General features: G+C 42.8%; 19 protein-coding genes. 6 read left to right on the top strand and 13 right to left on the bottom strand.

Annotated elements, in window-relative coordinates; all coding sequences use genetic code 11:
- Positions 1–16: 16 nt before the first annotated feature.
- Positions 17–1,387 (bottom strand): diguanylate cyclase, encoded by a 1,371-nt coding sequence (locus MMA19_RS13270; protein ID WP_124941867.1) that lies wholly within the window; start codon positions 1,385–1,387, stop codon positions 17–19.
- 397 nt (positions 1,388–1,784) lie between these two features.
- On the opposite strand from MMA19_RS13270, the gene MMA19_RS13265 reads away from it, so the two are divergent.
- Positions 1,785–2,393: an acyl-homoserine-lactone synthase gene (locus tag MMA19_RS13265; RefSeq protein ID WP_062455600.1), complete on the top strand. Its 609-nt coding sequence runs from the start codon at positions 1,785–1,787 to the stop codon at positions 2,391–2,393.
- On the opposite strand, the gene MMA19_RS13260 is transcribed toward MMA19_RS13265, so the two are convergent.
- Positions 2,334–3,113 carry a LuxR family transcriptional regulator gene (locus MMA19_RS13260; RefSeq protein WP_006069068.1) on the bottom strand — a complete coding sequence of 260 codons (780 nt, stop codon included), beginning with the start codon at positions 3,111–3,113 and terminating at the stop codon, positions 2,334–2,336. The genes MMA19_RS13265 and MMA19_RS13260 overlap by 60 nt on opposite strands.
- 83 nt (positions 3,114–3,196) lie before the next feature.
- A complete protein-coding gene (locus MMA19_RS13255; protein ID WP_006069069.1) occupies positions 3,197–4,090 on the bottom strand; it encodes a LysR family transcriptional regulator in 894 nt (297 codons plus the stop codon).
- A 443-nt stretch (positions 4,091–4,533) separates the two neighbouring features.
- On the opposite strand from MMA19_RS13255, the gene dcuC reads away from it, so the two are divergent.
- Both dcuC and MMA19_RS13245 read left to right on the top strand, forming a co-directional pair.
- Positions 4,534–5,901 (top strand): anaerobic C4-dicarboxylate transporter DcuC, encoded by a 1,368-nt coding sequence (dcuC, locus tag MMA19_RS13250; protein WP_006069070.1) that lies wholly within the window; start codon positions 4,534–4,536, stop codon positions 5,899–5,901.
- 167 nt (positions 5,902–6,068) lie between these two features.
- A complete protein-coding gene (locus tag MMA19_RS13245; RefSeq protein ID WP_088878172.1) occupies positions 6,069–6,812 on the top strand; it encodes a dienelactone hydrolase family protein in 744 nt (247 codons plus the stop codon).
- Between the two features lie 84 nt (positions 6,813–6,896).
- Here the strand turns inward: MMA19_RS13245 and MMA19_RS13240 are convergent, their stop codons facing one another.
- Both MMA19_RS13240 and MMA19_RS13235 read right to left on the bottom strand, forming a co-directional pair.
- Complete coding sequence (locus MMA19_RS13240) at positions 6,897–9,941, bottom strand: efflux RND transporter permease subunit (RefSeq protein WP_240206422.1); 3,045 nt, start codon at positions 9,939–9,941, stop codon at positions 6,897–6,899.
- 27 nt (positions 9,942–9,968) lie between these two features.
- Complete coding sequence (locus MMA19_RS13235) at positions 9,969–11,060, bottom strand: efflux RND transporter periplasmic adaptor subunit (protein WP_081875782.1); 1,092 nt, start codon at positions 11,058–11,060, stop codon at positions 9,969–9,971.
- Positions 11,061–11,357: 297 nt separating this feature from the next.
- Here MMA19_RS13235 and MMA19_RS13230 point away from each other — a divergent pair, with 297 nt between their 5' ends.
- From MMA19_RS13230 to MMA19_RS13220, 3 genes are all read left to right on the top strand, one after another.
- Complete coding sequence (locus MMA19_RS13230; protein WP_240206421.1) at positions 11,358–12,395, top strand: cytochrome c peroxidase; 1,038 nt, start codon at positions 11,358–11,360, stop codon at positions 12,393–12,395.
- Positions 12,392–15,196 (top strand): ATP-binding protein, encoded by a 2,805-nt coding sequence (locus MMA19_RS13225; RefSeq protein WP_240206420.1) that lies wholly within the window; start codon positions 12,392–12,394, stop codon positions 15,194–15,196. Before MMA19_RS13230 ends, MMA19_RS13225 begins: the two co-directional genes overlap by 4 nt.
- 69 nt (positions 15,197–15,265) lie before the next feature.
- A complete protein-coding gene (locus MMA19_RS13220; RefSeq protein ID WP_240206419.1) occupies positions 15,266–15,850 on the top strand; it encodes an HAD-IA family hydrolase in 585 nt (194 codons plus the stop codon).
- Between the two features lie 12 nt (positions 15,851–15,862).
- Here MMA19_RS13220 and MMA19_RS13215 read toward each other — a convergent pair whose 3' ends face one another.
- From MMA19_RS13215 to MMA19_RS13180, 8 genes are all read right to left on the bottom strand, one after another.
- Positions 15,863–16,831 carry a sensor domain-containing diguanylate cyclase gene (locus MMA19_RS13215; protein WP_240206418.1) on the bottom strand — a complete coding sequence of 323 codons (969 nt, stop codon included), beginning with the start codon at positions 16,829–16,831 and terminating at the stop codon, positions 15,863–15,865.
- Between the two features lie 383 nt (positions 16,832–17,214).
- Positions 17,215–17,637 (bottom strand): glycine zipper family protein, encoded by a 423-nt coding sequence (locus MMA19_RS13210; protein ID WP_240206417.1) that lies wholly within the window; start codon positions 17,635–17,637, stop codon positions 17,215–17,217.
- 177 nt (positions 17,638–17,814) lie between these two features.
- Positions 17,815–20,265, bottom strand: a complete 2,451-nt coding sequence (locus MMA19_RS13205) for a family 20 glycosylhydrolase (protein WP_240206416.1) — start codon at positions 20,263–20,265, stop codon at positions 17,815–17,817.
- A gap of 340 nt (positions 20,266–20,605) precedes the next feature.
- Complete coding sequence (locus MMA19_RS13200) at positions 20,606–21,235, bottom strand: bifunctional 4-hydroxy-2-oxoglutarate aldolase/2-dehydro-3-deoxy-phosphogluconate aldolase (protein ID WP_240206441.1); 630 nt, start codon at positions 21,233–21,235, stop codon at positions 20,606–20,608.
- 4 nt (positions 21,236–21,239) lie between these two features.
- The gene (locus MMA19_RS13195; RefSeq protein ID WP_198558732.1) at positions 21,240–22,160 is read right to left on the bottom strand and encodes a sugar kinase; all 921 of its coding nucleotides are present in this window, start codon (positions 22,158–22,160) and stop codon (positions 21,240–21,242) included.
- A 66-nt stretch (positions 22,161–22,226) separates the two neighbouring features.
- A complete protein-coding gene (locus MMA19_RS13190) occupies positions 22,227–23,723 on the bottom strand; it encodes a sodium:solute symporter family protein (protein ID WP_006069082.1) in 1,497 nt (498 codons plus the stop codon).
- 184 nt (positions 23,724–23,907) lie between these two features.
- Positions 23,908–24,300 carry a RidA family protein gene (locus tag MMA19_RS13185; RefSeq protein WP_006069083.1) on the bottom strand — a complete coding sequence of 131 codons (393 nt, stop codon included), beginning with the start codon at positions 24,298–24,300 and terminating at the stop codon, positions 23,908–23,910.
- Positions 24,301–24,370: 70 nt separating this feature from the next.
- Positions 24,371–25,843: a D-aminoacylase gene (locus MMA19_RS13180; RefSeq protein ID WP_261359898.1), complete on the bottom strand. Its 1,473-nt coding sequence runs from the start codon at positions 25,841–25,843 to the stop codon at positions 24,371–24,373.
- Between the last annotated feature and the right edge of the window lie 104 nt (positions 25,844–25,947).

Here is a 25,947-nt window from a genome sequence, read left to right as displayed (position 1 = left end):
CATTTGTAAGGTAGGGTTAAGCTTTGTTTCGCTTGACCTGATACAGTAAAGCATCTGCTCGCTTAATGGCTGACGAGAGAGACTCTTTTTCTTGCAACACCGTGACACCCAAGCTGATATCAAGCGTCAACTTATTTGCACCAAACGTTTTCGAGCGTATAGTTCGACTCAATGTATTGGCCAAACGCTCTGCAGTTTGCAGTCCACACCCAGGTAATAAGACTAGAAACTCATCACCGCCACTACGTATAAGATAGTCACTCTCACGAAAACACTGACGCATGCATTGTGCAATATACACAATAGCCTCATCCCCAACATGGTGCCCGTAGTTATCGTTAATTAGCTTTAACTTATCGCCATCAATGACAATGACAGCCAAACCCTTCTTTTCAATCGCATACTTAATGCCACTGTCTCTAAGAATTGCACGGTTATAAAGCCCTGTCAGTTCATCTAACTTTATTGCCAGTTCTGCCAGTTTTAACTTTTCTCTTTTGACCTTGAGCTCATCCAGTCGAATGACGACATAGAAAAACAGTGCCACCATAGAAAAGTAGATCCAAAGAGAATCTACGACAATTTTGCTGTAGGGTATTTTATAGACAATGCTAAGCCTATCGTCGACTTGAGTTCGTTCCGCGTGCGCTGATTGATGGAAAGGGTAACGAGTGTCTTCAATAATGATTTCCCGACCTATTTCACTTCTCGTACTAAAATACTGTTTGTTATAGAGAAATGGAAACTTATCGAGATAAACATCAGCGTTAACATCTCCAACCATTCCAAATTCGTCATAAACAGGGCTTGAGATGGTGATAACGGTTTTGTTTGTTACGTTATCTCTATAGATATCGGAAACTACAATTCGGTTATCCAAATCTTCTTGAGACGCATACTTTGAACACTTAAACGACTCCAAACATATTTTTTTAGAAAAGACTTCGTTCACATTCGTGTTGGTAAGACCAAAAGCATGACTAGCTAGTATTTTCATCCCTTCATAGGAGCGATAATACAAAAGGTATTCTTGCCCTAATGCTAACTCGGGCATGCTATTAAACATACGTTGTGCCGTCATACTAACAACCCGTTCATTATGAGTTAGTGGCTCACCTGGATTGAGCAAGTAGACTCGCCCTTTGTCGAAAAGTGGGTAGCCAACTTCTTCATATTTATTGGCCGCAATTTGTGCCTCAAAAAGAACACCCAGTATATACAAGGTGGATTTGTAATCTTGTATGGATTTAGTGACTAGATGAAACTGCGCTACTTCGTTTTTTACCAACTTATCAAGGGATTGGAACACAGCGAAGCCGTAAATCAAAGAAGATACAAGCGCTGATTTAAACAAGAGTAGAGTGTATTTCTTCGTCAGCTTTTGCATCTAGGTTTCGCAACACATCGTTAGAATATGAATGGCATGCAATTATCAGTGATGCAGTAAGTATTATCAATACAAATAGATCAAGTCGTGGAAAGCAAAGACAAATTGAGAGATAGACGTGGGGAAATACTGACGAAAAAAGAAAGACCCTGTAAACCCAAAAGTCACCTAGCCTTGGTGTAATTCTATATTCTGTTCTGAATCTATCGTTCGGACGTTGTTAGTCAGGTTCACAGGGTCTTAAGACTGTTATACGCTTGTATCGAAAATAAGATACTGCAGAAACTGACAGGTTGACTTTTCCGTAATTGCAATAATTCAAGCTGACTAAACTGTCAGTTATCCTCTCCTAAGCGTGGCGCTAACCTATGCATGAAACTGTATAGGAGGAAACCCCATGGAACCTATTGTCTATATCCGAAAATATGATGAATTGACCGAGAAGCAGAAATACGAAATGCACACGCTAAGATATGATGTTTTTGTGCGTAGACTTCGTTGGTCTTTGAATACTGAAAATCAACTAGACATTGATGAATATGATCGACCGGATGCCAAATTCATTGTTATTGAATACCAGGACAAGGTCGTCGCGTGTTGGAGGCTTATACATGCCGATACACCTTACATGTTGAAGCACACTTTTCCAGAATTACTTCAGGGAGAATCATTTGACGACCATAATGTTATCGAGCTTTCAAGGTTTGCAGTCGATCGCGAGGTATCCAAACAAGCATCTCACATTAACTTTACTGAACTACTTTTCTATTTGGTTGTGCAATATGGTTTTGAGCAGGGCTTCACTACATTTATTACGCCAACAACCACAGGAATAGAAAGGATAATGCGCCACGTCGGTATCCCGAATCAACGCATAGGTGATGGAAAGATTAGAATGTTAGAGCATACGAAAAGTGTCGCTTTACGTGTCCCCATTAATGAAGCGTTACGAAATTGGTTTACCAACGCTTCCATAAACCAACATAGGCTCGATAGAGCCGGTTAGCAAGGCCTTAGAGACCGCTTGAGTGCGAGAGAATGCATTGAGCTTTTCACTCGCATTCTGAATATGAAAATTTACAGTGCGCTCAGAGCAACCAATAATCTGGGCCACTTCCCACGAACTTTTTCCTTCCGCTACCCAAGCTAAACATATTTGCTCTCTAAGTGTGAGGCTCGATTTAACTTGTCCGAACTGCTTTTCACATACATGGTTTCTGATATCGTTAATGTAATCAGCAACCAGACTCCCCACGTAAGTTGATAGGATCGTTGATTCGTGGTCTATCTTCCGAGTTCCTTTCCTATTAGAAAAACTGATAAGCCCCAAGCACCCATGGTTGGCGCGAAGCGGGATCGTAATCCCATCTCCCAAACCAAAGTCAGACGCCAATTTGATCACATTTTTATCATCTGGAATATCATTGGCGAGAAGAGATCGCCATTGGAGAGGAAGCATGCTATTCCGACAATGAAGTACGACTTGATCGAAGTACATGACTTCATTATCTTCATAGAATTGCCGCCAAGCTAAAGGTTGGTTAGTCAACACGACATTTTCAGCTCTCATTACTGTCACCGGCACCGAAACAGCAAAGAGATAATGTTCAAAGCCAATAACTTCAGTTACCTCAGCAAGTTTGCCACTGAGGTCTTCAAAGTCAAACTCATCGTTTGATCCTATATCTCTGATCAAAGTTGCGTTTATTTTATCAACTAACTGCACAATTAGCCCTTCTCTTCAACTACGCCTATGAGACTATGCACTCTATTGAACAAGATAACGAGACTAAAACCAGATTACAAACATTAAGAACTGAAGCACGCCATTAAATGACGTACACACTCCTTAATCTTACGAGGTTGATATCTATCCCTATGATAAATTAGCGAAAGTGGTACCAACTCAATACCCCAATCATCAAATACAGGTTTTAGAACCCCTGCCGCCAATTCGTCTTCGCAATAAAGGGTCGGGACTCGAATTAGCCCTAACCCAGACTTTGCCGCATTAATTAGCACACGCCCGTTCTTGCATTTAAGGTCGCCGTTAATGGAAGTTTCGAAGACTTCTTGATTGATGTTATTTACAAAGCGCCACTTGGTTACTGAGCCTGTAATGCATTTATGCTGCTTTAGCTCTTTGGGGTGAGTTAGTTTAGGGTATTTAGCAAGGTAGTCAGGGCTGGCTAGCGTTTGCATTTCAATGTTTGTGAGATGTCTAGCGATATAATTAGAATCGGGTAATACCCCCATACGTATGGCTAAATCAAACTCTTCTTCGAGTAAGTCAACTCGATGGCTCGAGAAATCAAGCTCTATATTAACCTCTGGATAGTTCAATAAAAACTGAGATAAGTAGTTTGCAACAAGCTCCTCACCTATATAACCACCTACACAATTGATCTTAATACTTCCACGGACTTCTTCCACATCGTCAATTGCAGCATGTACCGCTTGATCAATCGACTGCAATGCACCATCACAAGAGCTTAAAAATGCTTTTCCTGCTTCCGTTAACTTCATTGTTCGAGTGGTTCGAATAAGTAGACTCACTCCCATTTGCTTTTCTAGCGATTGAATCTGCCTCGAAACATGGGACCTCGACACGTTGAGTGCTTCAGCCGCCTTTGTAAAGTTACCTAAGTTAGCGACCAGCACAAAAGCGCGAACATCAAGAAGATTAATAGATGAATGATACATGATGAAGTTCTCAAGCAAGTGATGACATTATTCTGTCGTGCATGGCTAGAATTGCAATAAAAACCAAGAATTAATCTCCCATTGTTAGTTAGTGGCAATAGCAAAACTTAGTCACATCAATTTGGCTATAAACTATGAGAAACACCAGCAACACCTAATGTATTTGGCAAAATCATTCACACAGCAAATTCCTTTCTCAATTGGATAACTATTCTTCACTGTGAGCCAAGTAATACTTTTGTGGTAGTGATTTAATCTGAAATTAACAGCTAGTGAACAAATAAAAAACAGATAAATTACCCACTATTTTCAATTGAATTAATTGTTTGTCTTAGATCATTACATCGGCATGTAGTTGTCGTGCCACAGTGTAATATTTTGTACAGTTTCTGACATATTTTGAAATAGATACTTTAGATATTTAACAGTTTCAAGGGAGAATTATGTTAGAACTATTAATTGGTCTAGTCGTGACGATCGCCGTCGGCTACTTCATTGTAAAAGGCTACCGACCGGCTGGCGTACTACTGACTGCAGGTATTGCACTACTGCTATTAACAGGGATTTTGGGCCATACCGTACTACCGGCAAAAATCACCTCTACGGGTAACATCGTTACTGATTCACTCGAATACGTGAAGTACATGCTGCAATATCGAGGCGGCGGTCTGGGTATGCAAATCATGCTACTTTGTGGTTTTGCCTCTTACATGACTCACATTGGCGCAAACAACGTAGTAGTAAAACAGTTTTCAAAACCCCTCTCTTTCATTAAATCTCCTTACATTCTACTTGTTGCCGCTTATATTGTGGCTTGTTTGATGTCTCTCGCGGTAAGTTCAGCAACGGGCCTAGGTGTCCTACTAATGGCAACCTTGTTCCCTATGATGACCGCTATGGGTATCTCTCGACCAGCAGCGGTAGCTGTATGTGCTTCACCAGCTGCCATCATTCTATCTCCAACTTCCGGTGACGTCGTGATTGCCGCTGAAAAGTCTGGACTTGCGCTTGACGTATTCGCGGTACAAACCGTCTTACCTGTTTCAATCTGTGCCATTATTGTTATGGCTGCTGCCGCATTTTTTTGGAACAAATATCTAGATAAAAAAGAAAATACGCCAATGGAGCGCGTTGATGTGTCAGAAATGAAGGTAGACGCTCCGGCATTCTATTGCATTCTGCCTTTCTTACCGATCATCGGTGTTTTCCTTTTCAATGGCCGTACGATTCCAGGTCTTACACTTGATATCTACACTATCGTTGTAGGCTCTATCTTCCTAGGTGCCCTCATCGACTTTATTACTAAGCGCTTCAACGGCCAAAAAACATTAGAAGACTTAGAATCTTGTTATCAAGGTATGGCCGATGCCTTTAAAGGCGTTGTTATGCTCTTAGTTGCAGCTGGTGTATTCGCACAAGGCTTAATGTCGATTGGCGCTATCGACAATCTTCTTCACCTTGCAGATAAGGCGGGTGCTGGCGGTGTCGCACTAATGTTAATTCTCACCGGTCTGACTGTAGCCGCGGCGATTGCGACAGGTTCAGGTAATGCACCATTCTATGCATTCGTTGAGCTTGCGCCTTCCCTAGCAGCAAAAATGGGATTAAATCCAGCATTCCTAATCATCCCAATGCTACAAGCCTCAAACCTAGGTCGTACAATTTCGCCAGTTTCTGGTGTTATCGTCGCCACATCGGGTATGGGTAATATTTCTCCATTTGAGGTTGTAAAGCGTACCTCGGTTCCTGTACTTGCTGGTCTGATTACCGTAATCATAGGCACCATGGTATTAGTACCGATGAGTGTATAGTCCAATAATCGAATATCCAAGGGAAGCGACTGCTTCCCTTTTTTACGTTCAAATCAAAACCTCGCCTTTCACGCAATAAAAAATTCAATTGGTTACACCTCAATCTGGATTGTACGTACTAAGCTTTGTAGTGCGAGGACAATAAAGCCAGTAAAGAGGAAACAATAATGAATAAGAGACTCATTGGAATGCTTCTTGGTACAGCGTTAGTCAGTAGTTACTCTGTAGCGGGTGAACATGTTATCTATGAGGTAGATGGGCAGCCTTATGAAGGCTACTGGGCCAAAGTGAATAATACCGCGCCACTAGTGTTGTTAGTTCATGACTGGGACGGTCTCACAGAATACGAAGAAGACCGAGCAGAAATGCTCAATGAAATGGGCTATAACGTATTCGCAGTGGATTTATTCGGGCAAGACGTTCGTCCTACAAAAGTTGAAGACAAGAAGCAGCACACAGGTGAGCTCTATAAAGACAGAGCCAAGCTTCAAGCTCTTATGAATGCTGGATTACAAGAAGCTGGCAAGCTTGGTGGAAACTTAGATGATACAGTGGTCATGGGTTACTGCTTCGGTGGTGCTGCTGTATTAGAATCCGCGCGAGCAGGTATGAATGCGCGAGGCTTTGTAAGCTTCCATGGTGGCCTAACAACGCCCGATGGACAAAGCTACGCACAAACTAACGCGCCGATCCTAGTGCTTCACGGCACTGCTGATACTGCGATACCCATGTCTCAATTTGCACAACTTGCGGTGGAATTAGAAAAGAACGGTGTAGAGCACGAGATGATCACCTACAGTGGTGCACCACATGCCTTTACTGTGTTTGGTTCCAAAAACTACCGTGAAGACGCCGACAAAAAGTCTTGGAAAGCCTTCTCTGAGTTTTTAGTCGCTAAGACAGGTAAGTAATCCATCTGTTTGCTTAGATTAGATAAACGGAAAACAAAAAAGGTCAGACGATGTGTCTGACCTTTTTGATCATTTCAATGTGATTTAAGCTGGATTCTTAGCTTTGAACAAAATCGCGTACATTACTGGGATGAAGACCAAGGTTAAAATGGTCGCAAATCCTAATCCGAACATGACCGTAATAGACATGTTAACGAAGAATACGTCTCCCAGCAGTGGGATCATACCTAATATCGTTGTACATGCCGCAAGCATTACTGGTCGCATACGAGAGATCGAAGAATCAATAATCGCATCATAAAGCGGCTTTTCTTCCGCTTGCATATCGATTTCTTCCAATAACACTATCGCATTCTTAATCAATAGACCGATTAAACTCAATGCACCCAGCAACGCCATAAAGTCAAAGGCACCATCAAGCAGCAGAAGACCAGCTGTAATACCAATGATTGCCAGCGGTACAGTAATCCAGATAATCAGTGGCTGACGTACCTTACCAAACAGCAACACAACCACGATAATCATCATGATGAATGAAACCGGAATAGCACTGAACAAGGCTCCTTGCGCTTCTGCTGAATCTTCGTACTCACCACCCCAGTCCATCGAATAACCAGGTGGTAGTTCGATAGCCTCTATCTGCGGTTTTAGGCGTTCAAACAGTGGTGCAGCCAATTCACCCGTAGGGTTCGCAGAAGCAATAATGGTCGTCAAACGATCGCGTCCACGAATCATTGCATCTTCCCATACTGTTTCAAAGCCAACGACAACTTGTGCAATTGGAACCGTTCTTTGCAGAACAGGGCTGTATACTTGCGCATCCATCAATTGAGCAACGTTTTGTCGCTCACTCGCATCGGAACGGAAGTAAATTGGTAGTAGCCTCACGCCATCACGATAAATACCAACTTGAGAACCTTCACTCGCTGCCTTTAACGAAGCAGTAAGCTCAGTACGAGTGATCCCGAGTTGTCGAGCCACCTGTTCATTAAAGATTGGTTTAATCAACTTAACCGGTTGACGCCAGTCGTTACGAACTTCCTTCGTCTCAGGGTCAGCATGCATGATCGCTTCAGCTTGAGAAGCCAAATCACGCAAAACTTCTGGATCCGGACCAGCAAATCGAGCTTCGATTTTCGAGTCACGTCCAGGGCCGATACGTAGCCCTTTTATCTTAGGCTCGATATTGTCGATATTTTCTGTCATGAAAGTATCGATTTTCTTTTGTAACGGTGCGATCTGTTCACGTGTCTCAGTGCGAACAATGATCTGACCGTAAGCTTTGGTAGAGTCTTGTGGTGTATATACCAACGAGAAACGCGATGCACCGCCACCAATGAAGCTCGCTGTCCATTCAACCCCTTCTTGTTCACGAATAAAGTCGGCAATTTTCAGGGTATCATCGCGAGTTTGACGAATATCGGTACCCTCAACTTCCCAAACATCCACGAAGAACATTGGCGTGTTTGCATTTGGGAAGAATGCATTCTTAACGAATCCAAATCCCCATACCGAAGCAACAAACATTGCCAAAATCACACTAATGGTCAGTGCTCGTTGCTTAAGCGCAAACTGAAGAACGCTCTTATAAATTACAAAGCCAGCACCTGCGTATGGGTCTTTCTCTTCTTCCCCTTCTTTCTTGTCGTCTTTTTTGAGCAACAATGCACAAAGCAGTGGTGTCGTCGATACGGCCGTAACCCAGCTTAAAGACAGAGAAATTAGGATTACGTAGAACAGAGAACGGGTAAATTCACCAGTGTTACTCTGAGACATACCAATTGCTGCAAACGCTAGAATACCTACAGCAGTACCACCGAGTAGCGCCCAGCCATTCGCACCAACGACTTCTCCAGCGGCCTTCATCGCTGGAACACCGCGCTTGATCCGTATCATCATTCCTTCAGCGACAACGATGGCATTATCTACCAACATCCCGAGAGCAATGATCAACGCACCTAGAGAGATACGTTGTAGCTCGATACCATACATGTGCATTAGTGCCAAGGTACCTGCCACTGTGATCATCAATACTGCGCCGATAATAAGTCCGACACGTAACCCCATAAAGGCAAGCAGAACAACAACTACGATAATCAACGCTTCGACAGTATTGGTCACAAACCCAGCTACTGACTGATCAACCTCAGATGGCTGATCGTAGATGATATCTAGGTTCATCCCAAGCGGGATTTGGTTCTCTAGACTTTCGATCTTATCTGCGATTAATCCGCCTACTTCCACAACGTTTTTACCAGGAAGCATTGAAATACCAACTGTTAACGAAGGTTTTCCATTGAAGTAGATGAGCTTCGACGGCTCTTCAACATATTCACGCGTTACTTCGGCAATATCGCCTAAACGAATTAGCTTCTTGGTGTCACTTGAGATAAGTAGATCTTCAATTTCACTTACATGTTTAAAGCTACCTGTCGGCTCAATTCGAATAAACTCAGGTCCAACACGGAAACGACCAGAATCGGAAACCAAGTTTTGAGAACTTAACAGGTTCTCTATCGTAGCCATATCAATGCCAAGTTCCGCCATTTTGGCTCTAGACATCTGAACATAAACGACTTCTTTTTGGTCACCATCAATTGCAACTTTACGTACGCCGGGGACAAGTACTAGTTGCTTCTTAAGGTTGTCAGCAACATCTTTTAACTCACGATAGGTATAACCTTCGCCATTAAGCGCTAGGAACCCACCATAAACATCGGCAAAATCGTCGATAATTTGTGGCTCGCCTGCACCAGGAGGCAATTTATGCTTATTGTCAGCAATTTTACGGCGAAGTTCATCGTATATACCTGGCATTTCAGCTGAGGTATATTCATCTTTAAACTCAATCGTAATATCCGACAAACCTTCACGAGTTACTGAGCGTTTGATCCGTTTAACTTGTCCAAGAAGACGAACCGCGTCTTCGATGTGATACGTAACCTCGTCGTAGACTTCCTGAGGAGAAGCTCCTGGATAAGCAGTAATGATTTTTGCTTCTTTGATTGTGAATGCTGGGTCCTCAAGTTTACCCATTTCAAAGTAAGCCAAAACACCGCCAATGGTCATTAGCAGGACTAAAAGCCAGCTATTAACCTTATTCTTTACTGAATACTCACCTAAATTCATAAAACATCTCTTCTTGCTGAGTTACAGTTATTGCGCCTGATCGATTTCAGGCATTAGGCTCACTTCCATACCTTTAATCAAAAATGGAACACCTACAGTGACAATGCGTTCACCCATTTCAAGTCCAGAGAGTACCGTGATTCTGTCACCAGACATCGTGGAGACTTCGATCTGCTTTGGAGAAACCGTGTTGTCGTCTCCAACAACCCACACTGTGGCATTGTGTGCATTGTCGCTAATTACCGCAGTTGCAGGCACTTGGATTGAGCCTTTCGTTTCTTGGAGTTTAGAAAAATCTGCAGTGACATAGCCCGTCATGCCTGGAAGGATATTTTGATCCGATGGTGCCTCAAGTGTCACCGTCACCTCAAAGGTTTGTGTATCAGCATCAGCTTTAGAGGACACTTCCGTCACCGTGACTGGGTATGGTTTCTCTCGAGCTGCATCAAAATAAGCAAAGACCGGAATCTCTACAGGATCTTCAGCTTGCTCATCACGAATTTGCCTTACCAATTTTTCAGGAACGTTAAATTTCAATTCAAGGGTATTTAGGTTTTGGAAAGTAAACACCACCTGTTTAGCTTCAACATTTTCGAAATTTTGAATGTCTCGCTGTGCCACAAAACCATCAAAAGGCGCTAAAAGTTTGGTATAGCCAAGTTCTGTATTTGCTTTATCGTATGCTGCTTTTGCACGTGTCAAATTAGCGCGCAACTGCTCGAAATCTTTTTTGGAGATAAAATTATCTTTGATCAGTTCTTGAGCGCGTTTAAAGTCAGCTTGAGTTCGCTGCAAAGTCGCACGTGTATCACGCACAGCGAGTTTAAAATTAGTGTCATCTAATGTCGCAAGTACCGTGCCTTTCTTAACGTTATCACCCTCTTTTACTGGGATGCTGTTGACCTTACCCGAGACACGGAAAGCCATATCGGCACGATTCGACGCGAGAACACGCGCAGGGAATTCACGAATCATACTTTGGTTTTCTAAACCAATGACCATAGTTTTAACAGGACGAACAACTGGCGCTTCTGCCTTTTGTTCCGGCTCAGGACTGCATCCTGATAGAGCAACACCGATTACCGTTGCTAAAGTTAGCGCACGTAAATGAGTTTTCATAACAACCACCCAACAAAAAAATTTATAAAAACCAAGACAATAACAGGTCTAAGAAATCAATTACACGTTATTGGTACAAGTTACATTAAGCGTAGCAAAAAGCAACAAACCACAAACAAAAACCCAACCTTTGAATAATCCAATTCGTAGACCAAACTAGCTCAGCCAAGACAGAGCAATATCTAAGACCTTAAATTAACTACGAGTTCATTCTTTTTTTGGTTTTTTTAGCTTTAATTGAAACGACAAATAAGTATCCCATACTGATACATATGATCAATATTATGTGTACATTGTATGAACAAAATTCTCATTAGGTGGCTATCCTCACTATTCGCTATTTTGATACTTGGTGCCTACCTGCTTCTGAATTTTGACTCGCCCCTGACACTCCAACAACTTAAGCACGAAGAGCACCACTCTCTCGCCCACAAACAGCAATATGGTGTTGTTCACCTTGTTGCTCCAATTGAACATACCAACCTAGAGGGCAACGACAAAAATAAGGCGCAGTTAGGACTACAACTTTTTCTTGACCCTAGGCTGTCATCCAATCAGCAAGTGAGCTGTGAATCTTGCCATCATATTTTCGATAATGGTGCGGAAAATGTCCGTGTCTCAAGAGGCGTAAATGGATCAGGTGTTAGGAATTCTCCTACAGTATTCAACATAGCCTATAACACTCGTTTCTTCTGGGATGGGCGTGCTTCAAGCCTAGAGAAACAAATGGACGGTCCCGTCCACAACCCTCTCGAAATGAATACTAATTGGAGAAACATTGTTGAATACGTGCAATCGGTGCAAGACTACCGCGTGCAATTCAACGAGTACTTTGGCGGAGTCATCACAGAAGAAACGGTCAAAAATGCCTTAGTCATGTTTATGACCGCCCTTAATACACCAGATTCGCCTTTCGACTTATTTCTTAAAGGGCAAACCGATGCAATGGAGCCAATTGCACAAATGGGGTGGGAGAAGTTCCAATCTTTGGGTTGCGTAGTATGTCATCAAGGAACCAACATTGGGGGCAACCTTTTTCAGAGATTTGGCAATGTTAGTACTACGACTAGTCAAGAAAGAGACCTAGGTCGTTACAACGTCACTGGAATTAATTCTGATAAAGGAGTGTTTCGTGTCCCTAGCCTAAGAAATGTCGCAAAGACTGCACCTTATTTTCATGATGGTCGTGCTGCGACATTGGAAGAGGCGATTGTCACCATGGCTAAAGTACAGCTAGGAAGGGAGTTAGATGCCACTACAACTCTTGAAATTACCGCTTTTCTTAATGCACTGTCAGCACCGCCTCCCCCGCTCTTGACGGAGTTAACGCGATGAAAAAGAGATTGTTTAACCGTTCACGGATAGAGTTGTTCTACATGCTTGGTACTTTAATAGCCGCATGTTGGCTTGTGATAAGCGCCGTCAATAGCTATGTTAGTGAAGCTTATCAGAAAGCGTACCTATCGCTGTCTCAGAATGTCACTCACAACCTCGAAGAGATCTACGTTTTTGAATATAGTGACAACAGCACTTATGACCAGTTTTCAAATGAATTGGTATCTATAGAACTGTTATCTGACAAACTGTATGAGAATATTCGACAAAATCATAATGCCTACTTTCCAATTCTAAACCCTGTACCTGAGACAGCAGTAGCCTCCGCAAAAACCGTTCGAGACGCAATGTTGTCGTTTACGCAAAGATTAGAACGTCTGCTCAGCGCAAAAGTGTCTCTAGAGTATTCCAATAAAACTATCCAAGCGTTAAAAGACAAGCTCTGGAGTGATTATTCTCTGGATGAAACTGACAAGCTTTCCATTTATCGCTATCTTGACGCTAAAAACAACTTAAGCGATTTATCAAACACACTTCGCGACAATACTAGTGTCGTCACCCTAGACAACTACGTTCGGCTAAACAAACGTGTAAATCAAGAGATTAGTAATGAAAAGAAAGCCCTAATAGACAGTGAAGTTCATAGTTTACTAAATCAAACCAACGATTTCTGGTTGCAACGTTCTTCCGATACCAAACTCCAAATCGCTTTGTCATCGGTAACGCTTTTCTTGTGTTTGGGCGCCTATCTATACTGGCGTCAATGGCTACAGCAACATGTAGAAGCCAAATTGAACAAGGAGTTGCTCGACAACGAAAAAGAGCGTTCTCAGCTAGCAATGGTAGTTGAACACGCTAGCGACGCCATTGTGATTACAAATAGAGATGGCCTAACTACATGGGTTAACAGTGCATTCGAAAAGCTCTCTGGATACCAACTCACAGAGACCATTGGCAAGAAGCCAGGTGATCTTCTACAAGGAATTGACACTTCTAAGGAGGAAATAAAACGAATTTCAGATGAACTCAGCCAAGGGCATACTGTTCAATCAGAGCTTTTGAACTATCACAAAGATGGACGCCCATATTGGATCGACATTGTTATTACACCGATTAGGAATATTCATAATCAAATCGAACAGTTTATCGCAGTAGAACGAGACAGCAGTGATAGAAAGCAGTTGGAGCAGAATCTCCAACAAGCGGTCCAAGTAGCAGATGCCTCCAACCGAGCTAAATCAACATTTCTTGCTACCATGAGCCATGAACTGAGGACGCCACTAAATGGCATTTTGGGCATGGCTCAAATTCTCGAGTCCTCAGTAACACAGGCGCAACACAAAGAGCAACTCAGTGTTTTGCTTGAGTCTGGAAACCACTTGTTGTCTTTGTTAAACGACATCCTCGATATATCAAAAATAGAAGAAGGAAAACTCGAACTTGAAGATATCGACTTTGCGATAGACGAACTTTGTTCTCCAATAATCAGTACGTATTCAGCCATTTGCAATGAAAAAGGTATTCAGTTCAAACTGAACAATCAATTACCATCCGGAAAATCGTTCCGAGGAGATAAATCGCGAATCAGACAATTAATCTTTAATTTGCTCGGAAATGCCGTCAAATTTACAGAGCGTGGATCTGTTGAGCTAGTTTTTTCGAATTCTCAGAGTTCAATGTCGAAAAGTAAAGAGCAATTGAATATTGATGTCATTGATACTGGTGTTGGCATCCCAAGTGACAGACTAGCTACAATCTTCGATCCTTTTACTCAAGCAGAAGCATCTACAACAAGACAATTTGGGGGAACTGGGCTTGGACTGGCAATTGTAAAAAAATTGTCCAACCTCATGGGAGGTGACGCTTATGTGTCCAGCGAACTAGGCAAAGGAAGTAAATTCACTGTCACCGCCAACCTAACACCAATTGAGAACAAAGAAATTCAGCTTAAAGACAAGGTCTCACTCGATGAACAGGCAATTGCTCAGTCTCTTGCTATCCTTCTCGTCGAAGATAACAAAGTTAATGCTCTCGTCGCGAAGACATTTTGTATGAAACAAGGTCACAATGTAGAAGTAGCGGAAAATGGGAAAATAGCGGTAGAGAAAGTCGGTAAAAAACAGTACGACCTTATCATTATGGACAATCATATGCCCGTAATGGATGGCATAGAAGCAACTCGTATTATTAGACAAGAGCTAGGATCAAAAACCGTCATATTTGGCTGTACCGCCGATGTTTTTAAAGAAGCTCATGATAATTTTGTTGACGCTGGTGCAAACCATATTCTGACTAAGCCCCTGCAAAAAGAGAGTTTTATCGATGCTCTCCAAAGGTACCAACACCTATTGGTGAACCCAACGCCACCTGAAAACAGTAATGTTATCCAGTTAGTGCGCCACGACATCATGCAACTCGACTGCACCAATACTGAAGCGGAACTCACGCTGTTGGATTCAACTAGCGAATCGAAACAAGTGCGGTTAGACAATATAGAGCAATTTAAATCCATCGGCGAAGAGACGCTCAATACACTCGTCAAAGTCTATTCTTCACAAGACGTTATCGGGCTCAAAAACGTCATTATAACGCTGAGGAAGGTAGCACAAGAGTCCGAGTTGAATAGACTTATCAACAAAATAGACGTGTTACTAAGTGAGTTAGATAACGATACAGTCCCGAATATTGAAGCGATGCAATCACTGGTTAACCTAGTCGAAGTCAATATCCATGAAGCGATTCGCATACTTGATCATCAGCAAGGGATGCGGCCGCCAATATCAACAATTTCACCAAATTAACTATCGATACTAACACAAGTTCAGGATACATTATCATTACCGGATGTGTGAAAAAAGAGATGGAATTCAATGCTCAAAGCGGTAGTGTTTGATTTGGATAATACGTTGGTATCTTGCAACCTCGACTTTAAGCTTCTTCGTAAAGAACTAGCCTGTCCTGATGACAAAGATCTGCTAGAACATGTTGCTAGCTCGAGCGAGGACGCTAAACGCAGGGCACTAAACGACATTATTCTTCACCATGAAATCGAAGATGCTCGATCAAGTACGCTTATGAAGGGGGCACATGAGTTGCTAAAGTGGATGGAAGAAAAGCACCTCTATTCAGGCGTCATTACTCGCAATTGTCGTCAGGCTGCAGAGACGAAGCTAAAATCCAATAACATTGAGGTTCATGAGCTCATTACTCGAGAAGATTTTCCTGCCAAACCCAACCCTGCTTCATTACTCTTTTTAATAGAAAAATGGCAACTAACATCGGAACAAGTTATTTATGTTGGTGACCACGAATACGACATAAAGACCGGAGAAAATGCAGGCTGCTTAAGCTGCTTTATTTCCAATGGTAACGTGACGTCACCTAACATGACTGAAGCGACGTATACTTTTACTTCCCTCGGAGAGTTACATCAGTATTTAGTGGAAACCTTATAAATAGAATATCCGTTAGTTAGCCTGTTTACTTGCGTACATTGCTAGATCGGCTTTAGACAATAAGTCATTGTGTGTGAGATCTTCTAAAGGTGAGAAGCAAACCACGCCGACGCTGTAAGACAACTCAAATTCGCTGTCACTCGAACCATTGAACATCGCTATTTGATCTTTGAAACGCATCAATGGAAATTTGGCATCCACTCCTGTGGTTCCAGACATGAGTACAACAAACTCATCCCCCCCAATTCTCGCTATCACATCGGAATCTCTAAAGTTCTCAACAAGCAATCGAGCAAAGGTCGCTAACGCTGCATCTCCCTGACCATGCCCGTAAGTATCGTTGATCAGTTTAAAGTGATTGAGATCGAACGATGCCAGTGTGTATGGCTCCATAGCGAAACGACATCGATTGATAACCTTGTCAGCCAATTTATTGAAGCCGCGACGGTTTGAAATTTGAGTCAATTCATCAATCGTACTGTCCAGGCACGCTATTAGCTCATCTTCTGCGAGTTTTGCCAAATCAATAAGATCTTGGACTTCTTGGTCACTAAAATGTCGAGGCTTGCTATCAATGATACAAAGCGTTCCCACTTTAACATTGTCAGCTAACTTAATTGGAACACCGGCATAAAATCGGATATTGGGTTTAGATACAACAAGTGGGTTGTCACTAAAACGTTCGTCAGACAGAGCATCCGAGATAATGAACGGCTCATCACCAAGAATGGCATGCCCACAGAATGAGATATCTCTCGCCGTTTCAGTAGTATCGAGGCCTACACAAGATTTGAACCATTGCCGATCTTGCTCAACGATGCTTACAATAGAAATGTCCACGCTAAACATACGTTTAGCTAGGCGAGTCACTCGATCGAACCTCTCTTCAGGCGTAGCCAATAGCTTCAAAGTTTGAAGAACACTAAGTCGGTAATCGTCATTTCTAGGTATCGGTGCTGGTTGCATATGTCTCTGAACCATTCTCTATCGATAGCTATAAAATTAGACAAAATACGCGAGTTCTGCCATATCTATGTAACTAAATCGGTACAAAATGATATGAACCTAGAGGAATTAGTGATAGAGCAGTTAATTGCATATTGCAAAGTTAATGCATATTGCAATTGCATAATGAGAAATTCCGCGTTAACTATGCATTGATATTGCCTTAAACCTTAACATTAACCAAAAGAAATATTGGCACGCGAAATGCATTATAGAAAATGACTTCAAAATTTGAGGTCACCTAGCCAACTGACGTTGTTAGTGAACCGATTTGTTCACACTGTTTTCGGCCGATTGAGTGATCAATCGGCCTTTTCTTTATCTGATGTTTTAAAACTGGAGTAATGTCCAGCTTTTAACTAGCTAGCATCAATTACTTGATCGTCTTGCTGAGCTTCCATCTCTGCCAATTTCTGCTCTAGCTCTTTAATGCGAATTTGAGCTTCAAGCTCATCAGCCCGCATCTCCGCTTCACTACGATTATCCTGTTTTATCCCATCGGCCAAAATTTCAGTACGATTAGTTTCGCGTGAATCCTCAAGGTCCTTCATTGAACCAGCAACACCACCAGCAACACCACCAGCGACCGCACCTTTAACCACGAGTTCAGGCTCACCAGTTAAAACCCCCATGGTAGCGCCTAATAACGCCCCTCCAGCAGCTCCGCGGTTTCTCGCAGAGTTTTCGTTTTCTGAATCAAACGCGGGCGAAGAGCATCCTGCTAGCAGCGCGAGGGTAGAAATAGCGAAAAGTGATTTAAGTTGAGAATTCGAAAATGTCATAGGATGCTCTCGACGTTATGTGTTTGCGTATGGTTAGACTAACGCCTTGAGTGCTATTACTGAATTCACTTGTTGTTATCAAGCTGATAAGCAGTGGTTATCAGCCCATGTAACATAAAACGCCCCAAGTTAAGTAGGGGCGTTTATTCTAATGCGGCACCTAGTAGGCCGATGGAATTACTTTGATAGTGACCAAAGTAACATTTCCGTCGGCTTCACTGTAGCGACAATACTTTCATCAATGATCTTCGCTGAGTCATTAATCATAGACTGATATTCTCTTGCATCGGCTGAAGACACTTTCTCGCCAGCTTCGGCTTTTGTTACCAGTGTCAAACCTAACTGAGCTATCTTCTGTGATGCCTTAGCTAACGGTAGCGTATCTACTGACGCTACGTTGTTAGAAAAGACTGTAGCTGCCTCTGAAGAAGCATTGAGTAATTGCTCGTAGTGATTTTTAAGCGACATTAAAGCAGACTTGTCTCCCTTAACGTATTGTGTCACCAAATCACGCATTTCGTACACAGTGTAACTCTCCACTGGGAGCGCATCAGCGAAACGATTCAGACGTTCGTGTTGATTATATAAATCTCCTGGGTTCTCAGTCTGAATCCATTTTTCCCAGTTACGCGCATAGTATTGTGCAGGTTCAGTGTACTTCGCCAACACCAATAAAGGTGTTATATCGCTGCCATTCGCCAACCTTTGCATCATGACTCTTGCGTCAGCATGGTGACGCATACCCAAAGAAATTTCAGACCAATTATCAACTGCACGCATACGCTTATACATGCTTGCTTCATCAGTCAGCTCTTCACTTGACCAGAATCGCTCTGCAATCGCATAACTGCGCGGCCAAATTCTGTTTTCCATCGTCATCGAATTGATATTTTCACCCCAAACGGTGATTTCTCCACCCAATATCAGCTTTTGTTCTTGTTCGTTCAGTTCAGCAGGATAGCCACCAGTTGGCTCAGGAATTGACGCTCCCTCTTGTGCTGAAGAAGCAACCAGTTTCCCCGTCGTTGGCCACCTTACATTACCAATAAGCTGATAGCTCCCTTCGGCAAACTGTTCTCCCGCTAGCTTAAGATTGAACTCTGTGTATGACATGAAGTTATCAAAGTGGCCGCGGAATATCTTGCCAGGTTCATATTCTAAGATCTCAACTTCAGCTCGAGATTTACCGTTATAATCCGTAAATGCACGAACTTTACCGTCTTTTGCTTGAATAATAGTGAGTAAGCCTTTGCGTGGGCCACCTTTAGTACGCGGTTTTTCCCACTGGTAACTAACAAAGCGCTCCCCTTCGTGGAGCTTATCGTCAACGGTGATGCCACTCGGCATCGGATCATTTCTATAGTGATAACTTGTAGGCTGTGGTTGGTCTAAGTAATAGCCTGTTGATAGCAACCCTTGGTAACCCTCTTGTGCCGCACGGCCAATACTGTCATGGCCTCGCCAGCTCTGAATCACGATCGATTTAGGAAGATCTTTGTGCCAGATTTCGTCCCAGCCGCTCATCTTCTTACCACGCTCCTCAAGCATTTTTTCCACTTTCGCGTTGAGGTACGACTGAAGACCTCGTTCACCATCAAGCTCTTTATCTTTGATAAAAGTTTGAATTTCTGGATTTTCTTGCCATTGTTTGTAGTTAGGCTCATCACCTCCGATATGGAAGTATTCATCCGGGAACAATTCAACCACTTCGTCGAATACACTTTCCAACATGACATACAATTCGGGGTTCGTCGGGTCCATCAGAGGCTCAAATACCCCCCACTCTCTCTGCTGCGGATAACTTTGTTCCCCTAACCCAGACATCAATTCTGGATAAGCATGAGCAACGGCTGACGCATGGCCCGGTAACGAAATTTCAGGAACCACACGAATACCTAGTTTACGTGCATACTCTACGACATAACGAATTTGGTCTTTGGTGTAATAATTACCGTCCGTGGTTTTCTCCCACAGTTTAGTGTAGTTATCTAATTGAATTCGGATTCCTTGGTCATCCCAAATATGCCAATGGAACACGTTCATTTTCGCCGATGCCATCGCATCAAGTTGACGCAAAATCACTTCCATCTCAATGAAGTGACGAGATGTATCATAAGAAACACCACGCCATCTAAAACGCGGCTCATCGACAATACTGATTGCCGGAACAGAATAACCATTAGCATCGGTCTGGACCAATTGGAGAATGGTTTCAATACCACGAATAGCGCCATATGGGCGGCTCGACTCTAAAACAATTTTGCCATCATTGCTCGTTAGCTTGTACGACTCATCGGCATCAATATCTTGCACCTCACTCTTAGCCGGGGATTGAATGTCGATAACAAACGTCGCTTCATCCTCTGAATCAGCTCGCCAGTTAAGCGTCGGTAGACCTGTTTGACGCTCTAAGCGTTCTACAAAGCGCTTTGCCGTATATTCGACTCGGTCAGAATTAAATCCTTTAATATAAATACTAAAATCTTTGTCTAACGTTACGCTTCCTTGACCTAATTCCACCGATTGTGGATAAGGCATTAAATTTAAATCAGTATTTGGTGCCATAGCCCATGCTGCCGTTGTTGTTAGTGAACCGGCTACCAGTAAAGTTAAGATACTCTTTTTCATTATTATTTCCTTAGAATACAAAGTTCAGACCAATACGATAGCGTCACTCAGTTTCGCCTTTATTTGGTCCTGGGATATAAATGTTTTTGTCCGCATCAACAATTTCTGCGTATGGCCTCATAAAATCTGAGTACTTGTCGAGAAATTTAACGGTATGCTCACGCGCGGTAAATTCAGCATTAAACCAGCGCTAAAACACTTATTGATATGATTTTTTTCATTAATAATTATCTATTTTAGGGTTGTCAAAGGGCTACCCAAATCAATGGGCATTAAAACAAAATAACTGGACTAAAAAGCGGCCAGCTTAATTACTGGCCAAATAACAACATAAGACTAGTTATCGTGTCGTGGCTACCGCTACTCGCACAAGCTCACCAATGTGGTCCCACTGCTCGTTTTCAATCAACGATGTTGCGACCATCCAAGTACCACCGCAGCAGTGAACTCTGTCGAGAGATAGGTAGTCATTGACATTCACTTTGCTGATGCCTCCCGTCGGCATAAATGCAACATCACCGTAAGGCGCCAATAGCGACTTAACCATGTTTACACCGCCAGATGCTTCTGCAGGAAAAAACTTAAGGAAAGACAATCCTAACTCTAGGGCTTGCTCAACTTGGCTTGGGTTATTCACTCCAGGGATCATGGTTATATTGTTTTCTTGACAGTATTTAACCGTGTTGGGATTAAGGCCAGGAGCAACAATAAACTCAGCGCCTGCTTCAATAGCAAGATCTACTTGTTGTGAGTTCAAAATTGTACCCGCACCAATACACAACTCAGGGTAGGCATCTCTCATAGCCTTGATAGAAGCAGCTGCCGCCTCTGTTCTGAATGTGACTTCAGCGACTGGAAGACCGTTTTCGACTAATGCCTTAGCTAAAGGAATCGCATGGTCTACATTATTAATTTGAATAACAGGAATAACTTTAAATTGTTTTAATTTATTAATTAACGACATGTTGATCTCTTCACAGTAAATGATCCATAGCACCGAGTGGAACAATAGCGCCAGGGTGTTGAATAACGATAGCAGCAACAGAATGAGCAAACTCGGCAGATAACTCGCATGACTGACCACTCAATCTCGCAGACAAATATCCCGCAGCAAAAGAGTCACCGGCAGCGCAGGTATCAATCACATTCGCAACTTTCGATGCTGCGACAATGTGGGTATTAATCTGATTGTTTTCTCGTGTTATCACCTTACATGGTTCACAACCGCGTTTAATCACCACTTCTGCAATTTCAAATCGCTCACAACGTGACTCAATAGACTCTTCAGTCCCCCATATTTCTCTATCATCATCTTCTGTGAGTAACGCTATATCCACATAAGGCAACAGCTTTTCATACCACTGTCGAGCGTCGGAGCTACTCCAAAGCTGAGGACGGAAGTTATTATCAAATATGACTTTTTTACCACTTTCATGATGGTGTTTAGCCATAGTTAGCATTCGTTTCCTAGCACTATTGTTCAATATGGCTAAGCTGATTCCGCTGAGATAAAGCGCATCATGTTGGTTAGCGGCTAAAGCAACTTCTAGTTTACTTACCACATTGTCAAAGTAGTATTTTGCGGCACTGTCATTACGCCAGTACAGAAAGGTTCGCTCTCCATTTACATCAGTTTCGACTAAATACAAACCAGGCTGTTTGTCTGACACGGTTTCAATCAAACTCGTGTCGATATATTCATCGTTCCAAGCTCGTTTCATCTCAACCGACAATTTATCTTCACCCAGCCCCGTCGCGTAGGAAACATCAATACCTCGATTACGTCCAAGCCTTGCTAGATAAAGCGCAGTGTTAAGAGTATCGCCTCCGAATGTTCTTCGAAGTGGCTCCCCACTCAGTTCCACCATACATTCACCGAAGAAAGCTACTTTCATCAGAGCCTCTTAAAATATTAGGATTAGAAGAAGGAGTGCCGCATGCACTCCTAGATAAGACCAAAATTACTCAGTAACTGGTGTCGGTTTTGCTGAAGTTTCTTGAGGAGCTGAACCCAACTCCATTTGAGCGCGTTCAGCATCAAGAATCGCTTGAGCTTGCTCAGGAGAGACCTTATTTTCAGGCGTCACTAGGCTAACCACAACACCAGCAATTGTTGCTACCGTCACTGATGGGATAACTGGATTGCCCCAGAAAGCCGTTAGGTCTGTGCTGAACATTACCGCGAAGGACGCTGCCGATGCACCAACAAGTGTCGCAATCGCTCCCTGCCAAGTGTAACGTTTCCAAAAACGACCCAACATACCGCATACAAACATGCCTGACATGACCGTTGAGATCATCTTCGTGATATAGCCAATGATGTCATTCGAAGTGAGTGCGAACAGCAGTGCAAAGCCGATAACAACAACCAATGCTAGACGGGAGTAGTTCAGCATTGACTCTTTATTTGGCACTCGGCCAGTGAACATTACATATACATCGCGAAGAAGGATTGAAACGCCCGCTATAGCATCTGAACTTGCGCTAGACATTGTTGCCGACAAACCCGCAATCAGAACGATCATACCAACCCCTACCGGTAGCACAGTCGCTGCAATATAAGGGAATGCAAAGTTGGCATTGTCCAGACCTGGTTCAATCGCGTGAGCAGCCATACCGATGATTGCTGGGATAATCGAGAAGAACAGATACAAAACGCCAGACAATACAAATGAACGGCGAATAGTTGAAACATTCTTACCGGAGTATATTCTTTGACGGAAAGATGGCGTCGCTAATACACCAACACCAATGACCACAGCTAGAGAGACAGCAGGAATAAGTCCAAGCTTTTCAATTGCAAGGAAACTTGTTGCCGCCGGGTCCATCGCTTCGTAAAGATTGTCCATGCCACCGATGTGTTGAACAGATAGAACCGCCATTAAAATAAAGCCAACAAATAGGATAATTGCTTGGATAGTGTCGGTCCAAACAACCGCTGTGTATCCGCCAATGACAACATAAATTGTGAATGCTGCTGCGATGATGACTTTTGCTACGTTGAGATCAATATCGGCAATCCACGCCAAATACATACCGCCACCAAGAATATGAGCACCAAGCCAACCAATAGAGGCAATAAAGATAAGCACGCCAACAACATTTTTAACGACACGGTTGGCACCGACGTAATACGCAAGCTCTTCACTCATCGTCATGAAATTAAGCTTTCGAACTGGTGCAAACCAAAGGGCTAATAGTAGGATGCCTAGCGCACCGCCGATACCATAAAGCGCTCCAGCCCAACCATTAGCGTAACCAAAGCCAACCGCTCCCATACTTGATCCAGTGCCAACCATGGTTGCGACTGTCGTACCTAGCACAAGAAACAGAGGTAAACCACGTCCACCTAACAAAAAGTCTTCACCAGACTTTTGGTTTCGTGACACAAACCATCCTAGCCAAATAAGAAAACACACATATATTCCGAAGCCGGATAAAAATAGTGTACTGTTCATTGAACACCTCCAGAGATATAAGTGACTCATTTAAGCCACTTACCGTTTTACGTTATTTTAAACTCAGAAGTAAGAGGCACTTCTGAATTAAGTCCATTTAGATTGTAAATATTTATATTTTTGTGAAGAGCATTCAGTAGAATGCCCTTAATATTAATTTAAGTAATATATAAAAAGTATTTAATTAACGACGGTCTTCGCGGTAACACGTGACATCAACTTCAACTTTTACGTCGACAACAAGATCGCATACCATGCAGATACGAGCAGGTGGGTTTGCGCCAAAAAACTCTTTAAACACTTTATTAAATGATTGGAAGTAACGTGAGTCCGTCAGTACAACTTTGACATGTACCACATCTTCAAGGCCGTAACCTGCTTCTTCCATAATGTCTACGCAGTTCTGGATTGCTAGACGAGATTGATCAACAATCCCTCCTTCAACGACTTCGCCGTCAGTCATTGGCGTTTGACCTGAAACGTAAAGAAAGCCTCCCGCTTCAGTTGCGCGAGCGAACGGTAAATGTTGACCACCTGTACCTACACCACCTTCTACACCATAGCGCTTAATCGTCATTTTGATTCTCCAATTATCTATTTTTTAACTAAATTTATATTTCCAAGAGCAAATAATGCTCATTTAAATATTACTTCTCTTGACGATATATAAATCGCCCAAATCTATTTTCAGCAACGGTTTTATTTGAGTAACTAATATTTCCGTTAACCAATACACACTCAATCCCATCAGCGACTGAAATCGGGTTTTCAAATGTTGCGGTATCTTTTATTTTCTGTTTGTCGAATATCACGATATCAGCGAACGCACCTTCGCGAATGACACCTCGATTCGATAAGTTGTATCGTGTCGCAGACATACCCGTCATCTTGTGTACCGCTTCTTCCAAAGGAAATAATTCGCGACCTTGACAGTAATGGCTCAACACTTTGGGGAATGTTCCCCATAGACGTGGATGAGGATGAGGATCATTGGGTAAACCATCTGAACCCACCATCGTCAAACGGTATTTCAAGACTCTTTCAACGTCTGCTTCATCCATGCAGTGATAAACAGCGCCAGCAGGTTGCAAGGCTTTTGCCGCTTCAATAAGAGGCAATTCCATTTGCTTTGCGATGTCAGCGAGCATTTGTCCTGCGCATTCTGGCTTTGTTTCAGACCACGTAATGAAAATATCAAAATCTTCAGTAACTTGTTTTAAATCTAATGTTGACGAGCTAGCAGAATATGGGTAGCAGTCGCAAGAGACATCTTGATGAGCTGATGTCTTCTCCATCAAATCAAGAACTTCAACTGTACGCCCCCAATTACCAGCACCTGCACATTTGAGATGTGAGATGACAACAGGCACTTTTGCATGCTTTCCAGTCTCAAAAGCCTCTTCCATCGCATGCAAGATTTCTTCAAACTCAGTACGCATGTGTGTGGTATAAATACCATCATGCTCAGCAAGAACCTCAGCTAACCGCATAACTTCACTGGCTGTCGCCTGTTTGGCACTGGCATAGGCCAAGCCGGAACTTAAACCAAGTGCTCCTTGTTGCATTGCTAAATCAAGCGTTGTCCTCATCGAAGCTAACTCTTGCTCGCTGGCTTCTCTGAATAGGTCATTCATCACGTTATTACGTAACGTGGTGTGGCCGACTAGAGCGGCAACGTTCACGGCTGGTTCTGCTGAAGACACCGCCTCGGCATATTGAGCAAACGTCGGATACTTAAAATCTTCCTGTTTGCCCAACAAGTTCATTGGATCCGGCGGTGCGCACTCCAATACGGCAGGCGATGCACTGATACCACAGTTACCGACGATCACCGTAGTAACACCCTGACTGATTTTTGGTAAGCAATCGGGATAGCGAATAACATTAGTGTCGTCATGAGTATGTACATCAATAAAACCAGGGCTGACTATCAAACCTTCAGCATCAATAACAGACGTCGCTTTCTCGTTTGTTAATTCACCAATTTTGACTATTCGATCTTCTACTAACCCCACATCCGCTTTGTACGCTGGAGTATTGGTACCATCGACGATTTCTGCATTTCTAATAATTATGTCGAACAACATGACCTTCTCTCTCAGTTCGTGCATTTCACACAAACAATCATAGATAGTTACCCACACAAACACAGTGACTAATTACACAATTTAACCCATTAAGTTTGATAGTTTCTAACATATTAATTACCATTGTTACCATCAAA

The organism is Vibrio sp. CyArs1 (genome assembly GCF_022432925.1).
Lineage (GTDB): Bacteria > Pseudomonadota > Gammaproteobacteria > Enterobacterales > Vibrionaceae > Vibrio > Vibrio mediterranei.
This window is presented reverse-complemented; position numbering and strand designations above follow the sequence as displayed.

Excerpts from the sequence above, each read along its gene's own strand:
- MMA19_RS13270 (WP_124941867.1), bottom strand. The coding sequence starts at position 1,387 with ATGCAAAAGCTGACGAAGAAATACACTCTACTCTTGTTTAAATCAGCG.
- MMA19_RS13265 (WP_062455600.1), top strand. The coding sequence starts at position 1,785 with ATGGAACCTATTGTCTATATCCGAAAATATGATGAATTGACCGAGAAG.
- MMA19_RS13255 (WP_006069069.1), bottom strand. The coding sequence starts at position 4,090 with ATGTATCATTCATCTATTAATCTTCTTGATGTTCGCGCTTTTGTGCTG.
- dcuC (WP_006069070.1), top strand. The coding sequence starts at position 4,534 with ATGTTAGAACTATTAATTGGTCTAGTCGTGACGATCGCCGTCGGCTAC.
- MMA19_RS13245 (WP_088878172.1), top strand. The coding sequence starts at position 6,069 with ATGAATAAGAGACTCATTGGAATGCTTCTTGGTACAGCGTTAGTCAGT.
- MMA19_RS13240 (WP_240206422.1), bottom strand. The coding sequence starts at position 9,941 with ATGAATTTAGGTGAGTATTCAGTAAAGAATAAGGTTAATAGCTGGCTT.
- MMA19_RS13235 (WP_081875782.1), bottom strand. The coding sequence starts at position 11,060 with ATGAAAACTCATTTACGTGCGCTAACTTTAGCAACGGTAATCGGTGTT.
- MMA19_RS13230 (WP_240206421.1), top strand. The coding sequence starts at position 11,358 with ATGAACAAAATTCTCATTAGGTGGCTATCCTCACTATTCGCTATTTTG.
- MMA19_RS13225 (WP_240206420.1), top strand. The coding sequence starts at position 12,392 with ATGAAAAAGAGATTGTTTAACCGTTCACGGATAGAGTTGTTCTACATG.
- MMA19_RS13220 (WP_240206419.1), top strand. The coding sequence starts at position 15,266 with ATGCTCAAAGCGGTAGTGTTTGATTTGGATAATACGTTGGTATCTTGC.
- MMA19_RS13215 (WP_240206418.1), bottom strand. The coding sequence starts at position 16,831 with ATGGTTCAGAGACATATGCAACCAGCACCGATACCTAGAAATGACGAT.
- MMA19_RS13210 (WP_240206417.1), bottom strand. The coding sequence starts at position 17,637 with ATGACATTTTCGAATTCTCAACTTAAATCACTTTTCGCTATTTCTACC.
- MMA19_RS13205 (WP_240206416.1), bottom strand. The coding sequence starts at position 20,265 with ATGAAAAAGAGTATCTTAACTTTACTGGTAGCCGGTTCACTAACAACA.
- MMA19_RS13195 (WP_198558732.1), bottom strand. The coding sequence starts at position 22,160 with ATGAAAGTAGCTTTCTTCGGTGAATGTATGGTGGAACTGAGTGGGGAG.
- MMA19_RS13190 (WP_006069082.1), bottom strand. The coding sequence starts at position 23,723 with ATGAACAGTACACTATTTTTATCCGGCTTCGGAATATATGTGTGTTTT.
- MMA19_RS13185 (WP_006069083.1), bottom strand. The coding sequence starts at position 24,300 with ATGACGATTAAGCGCTATGGTGTAGAAGGTGGTGTAGGTACAGGTGGT.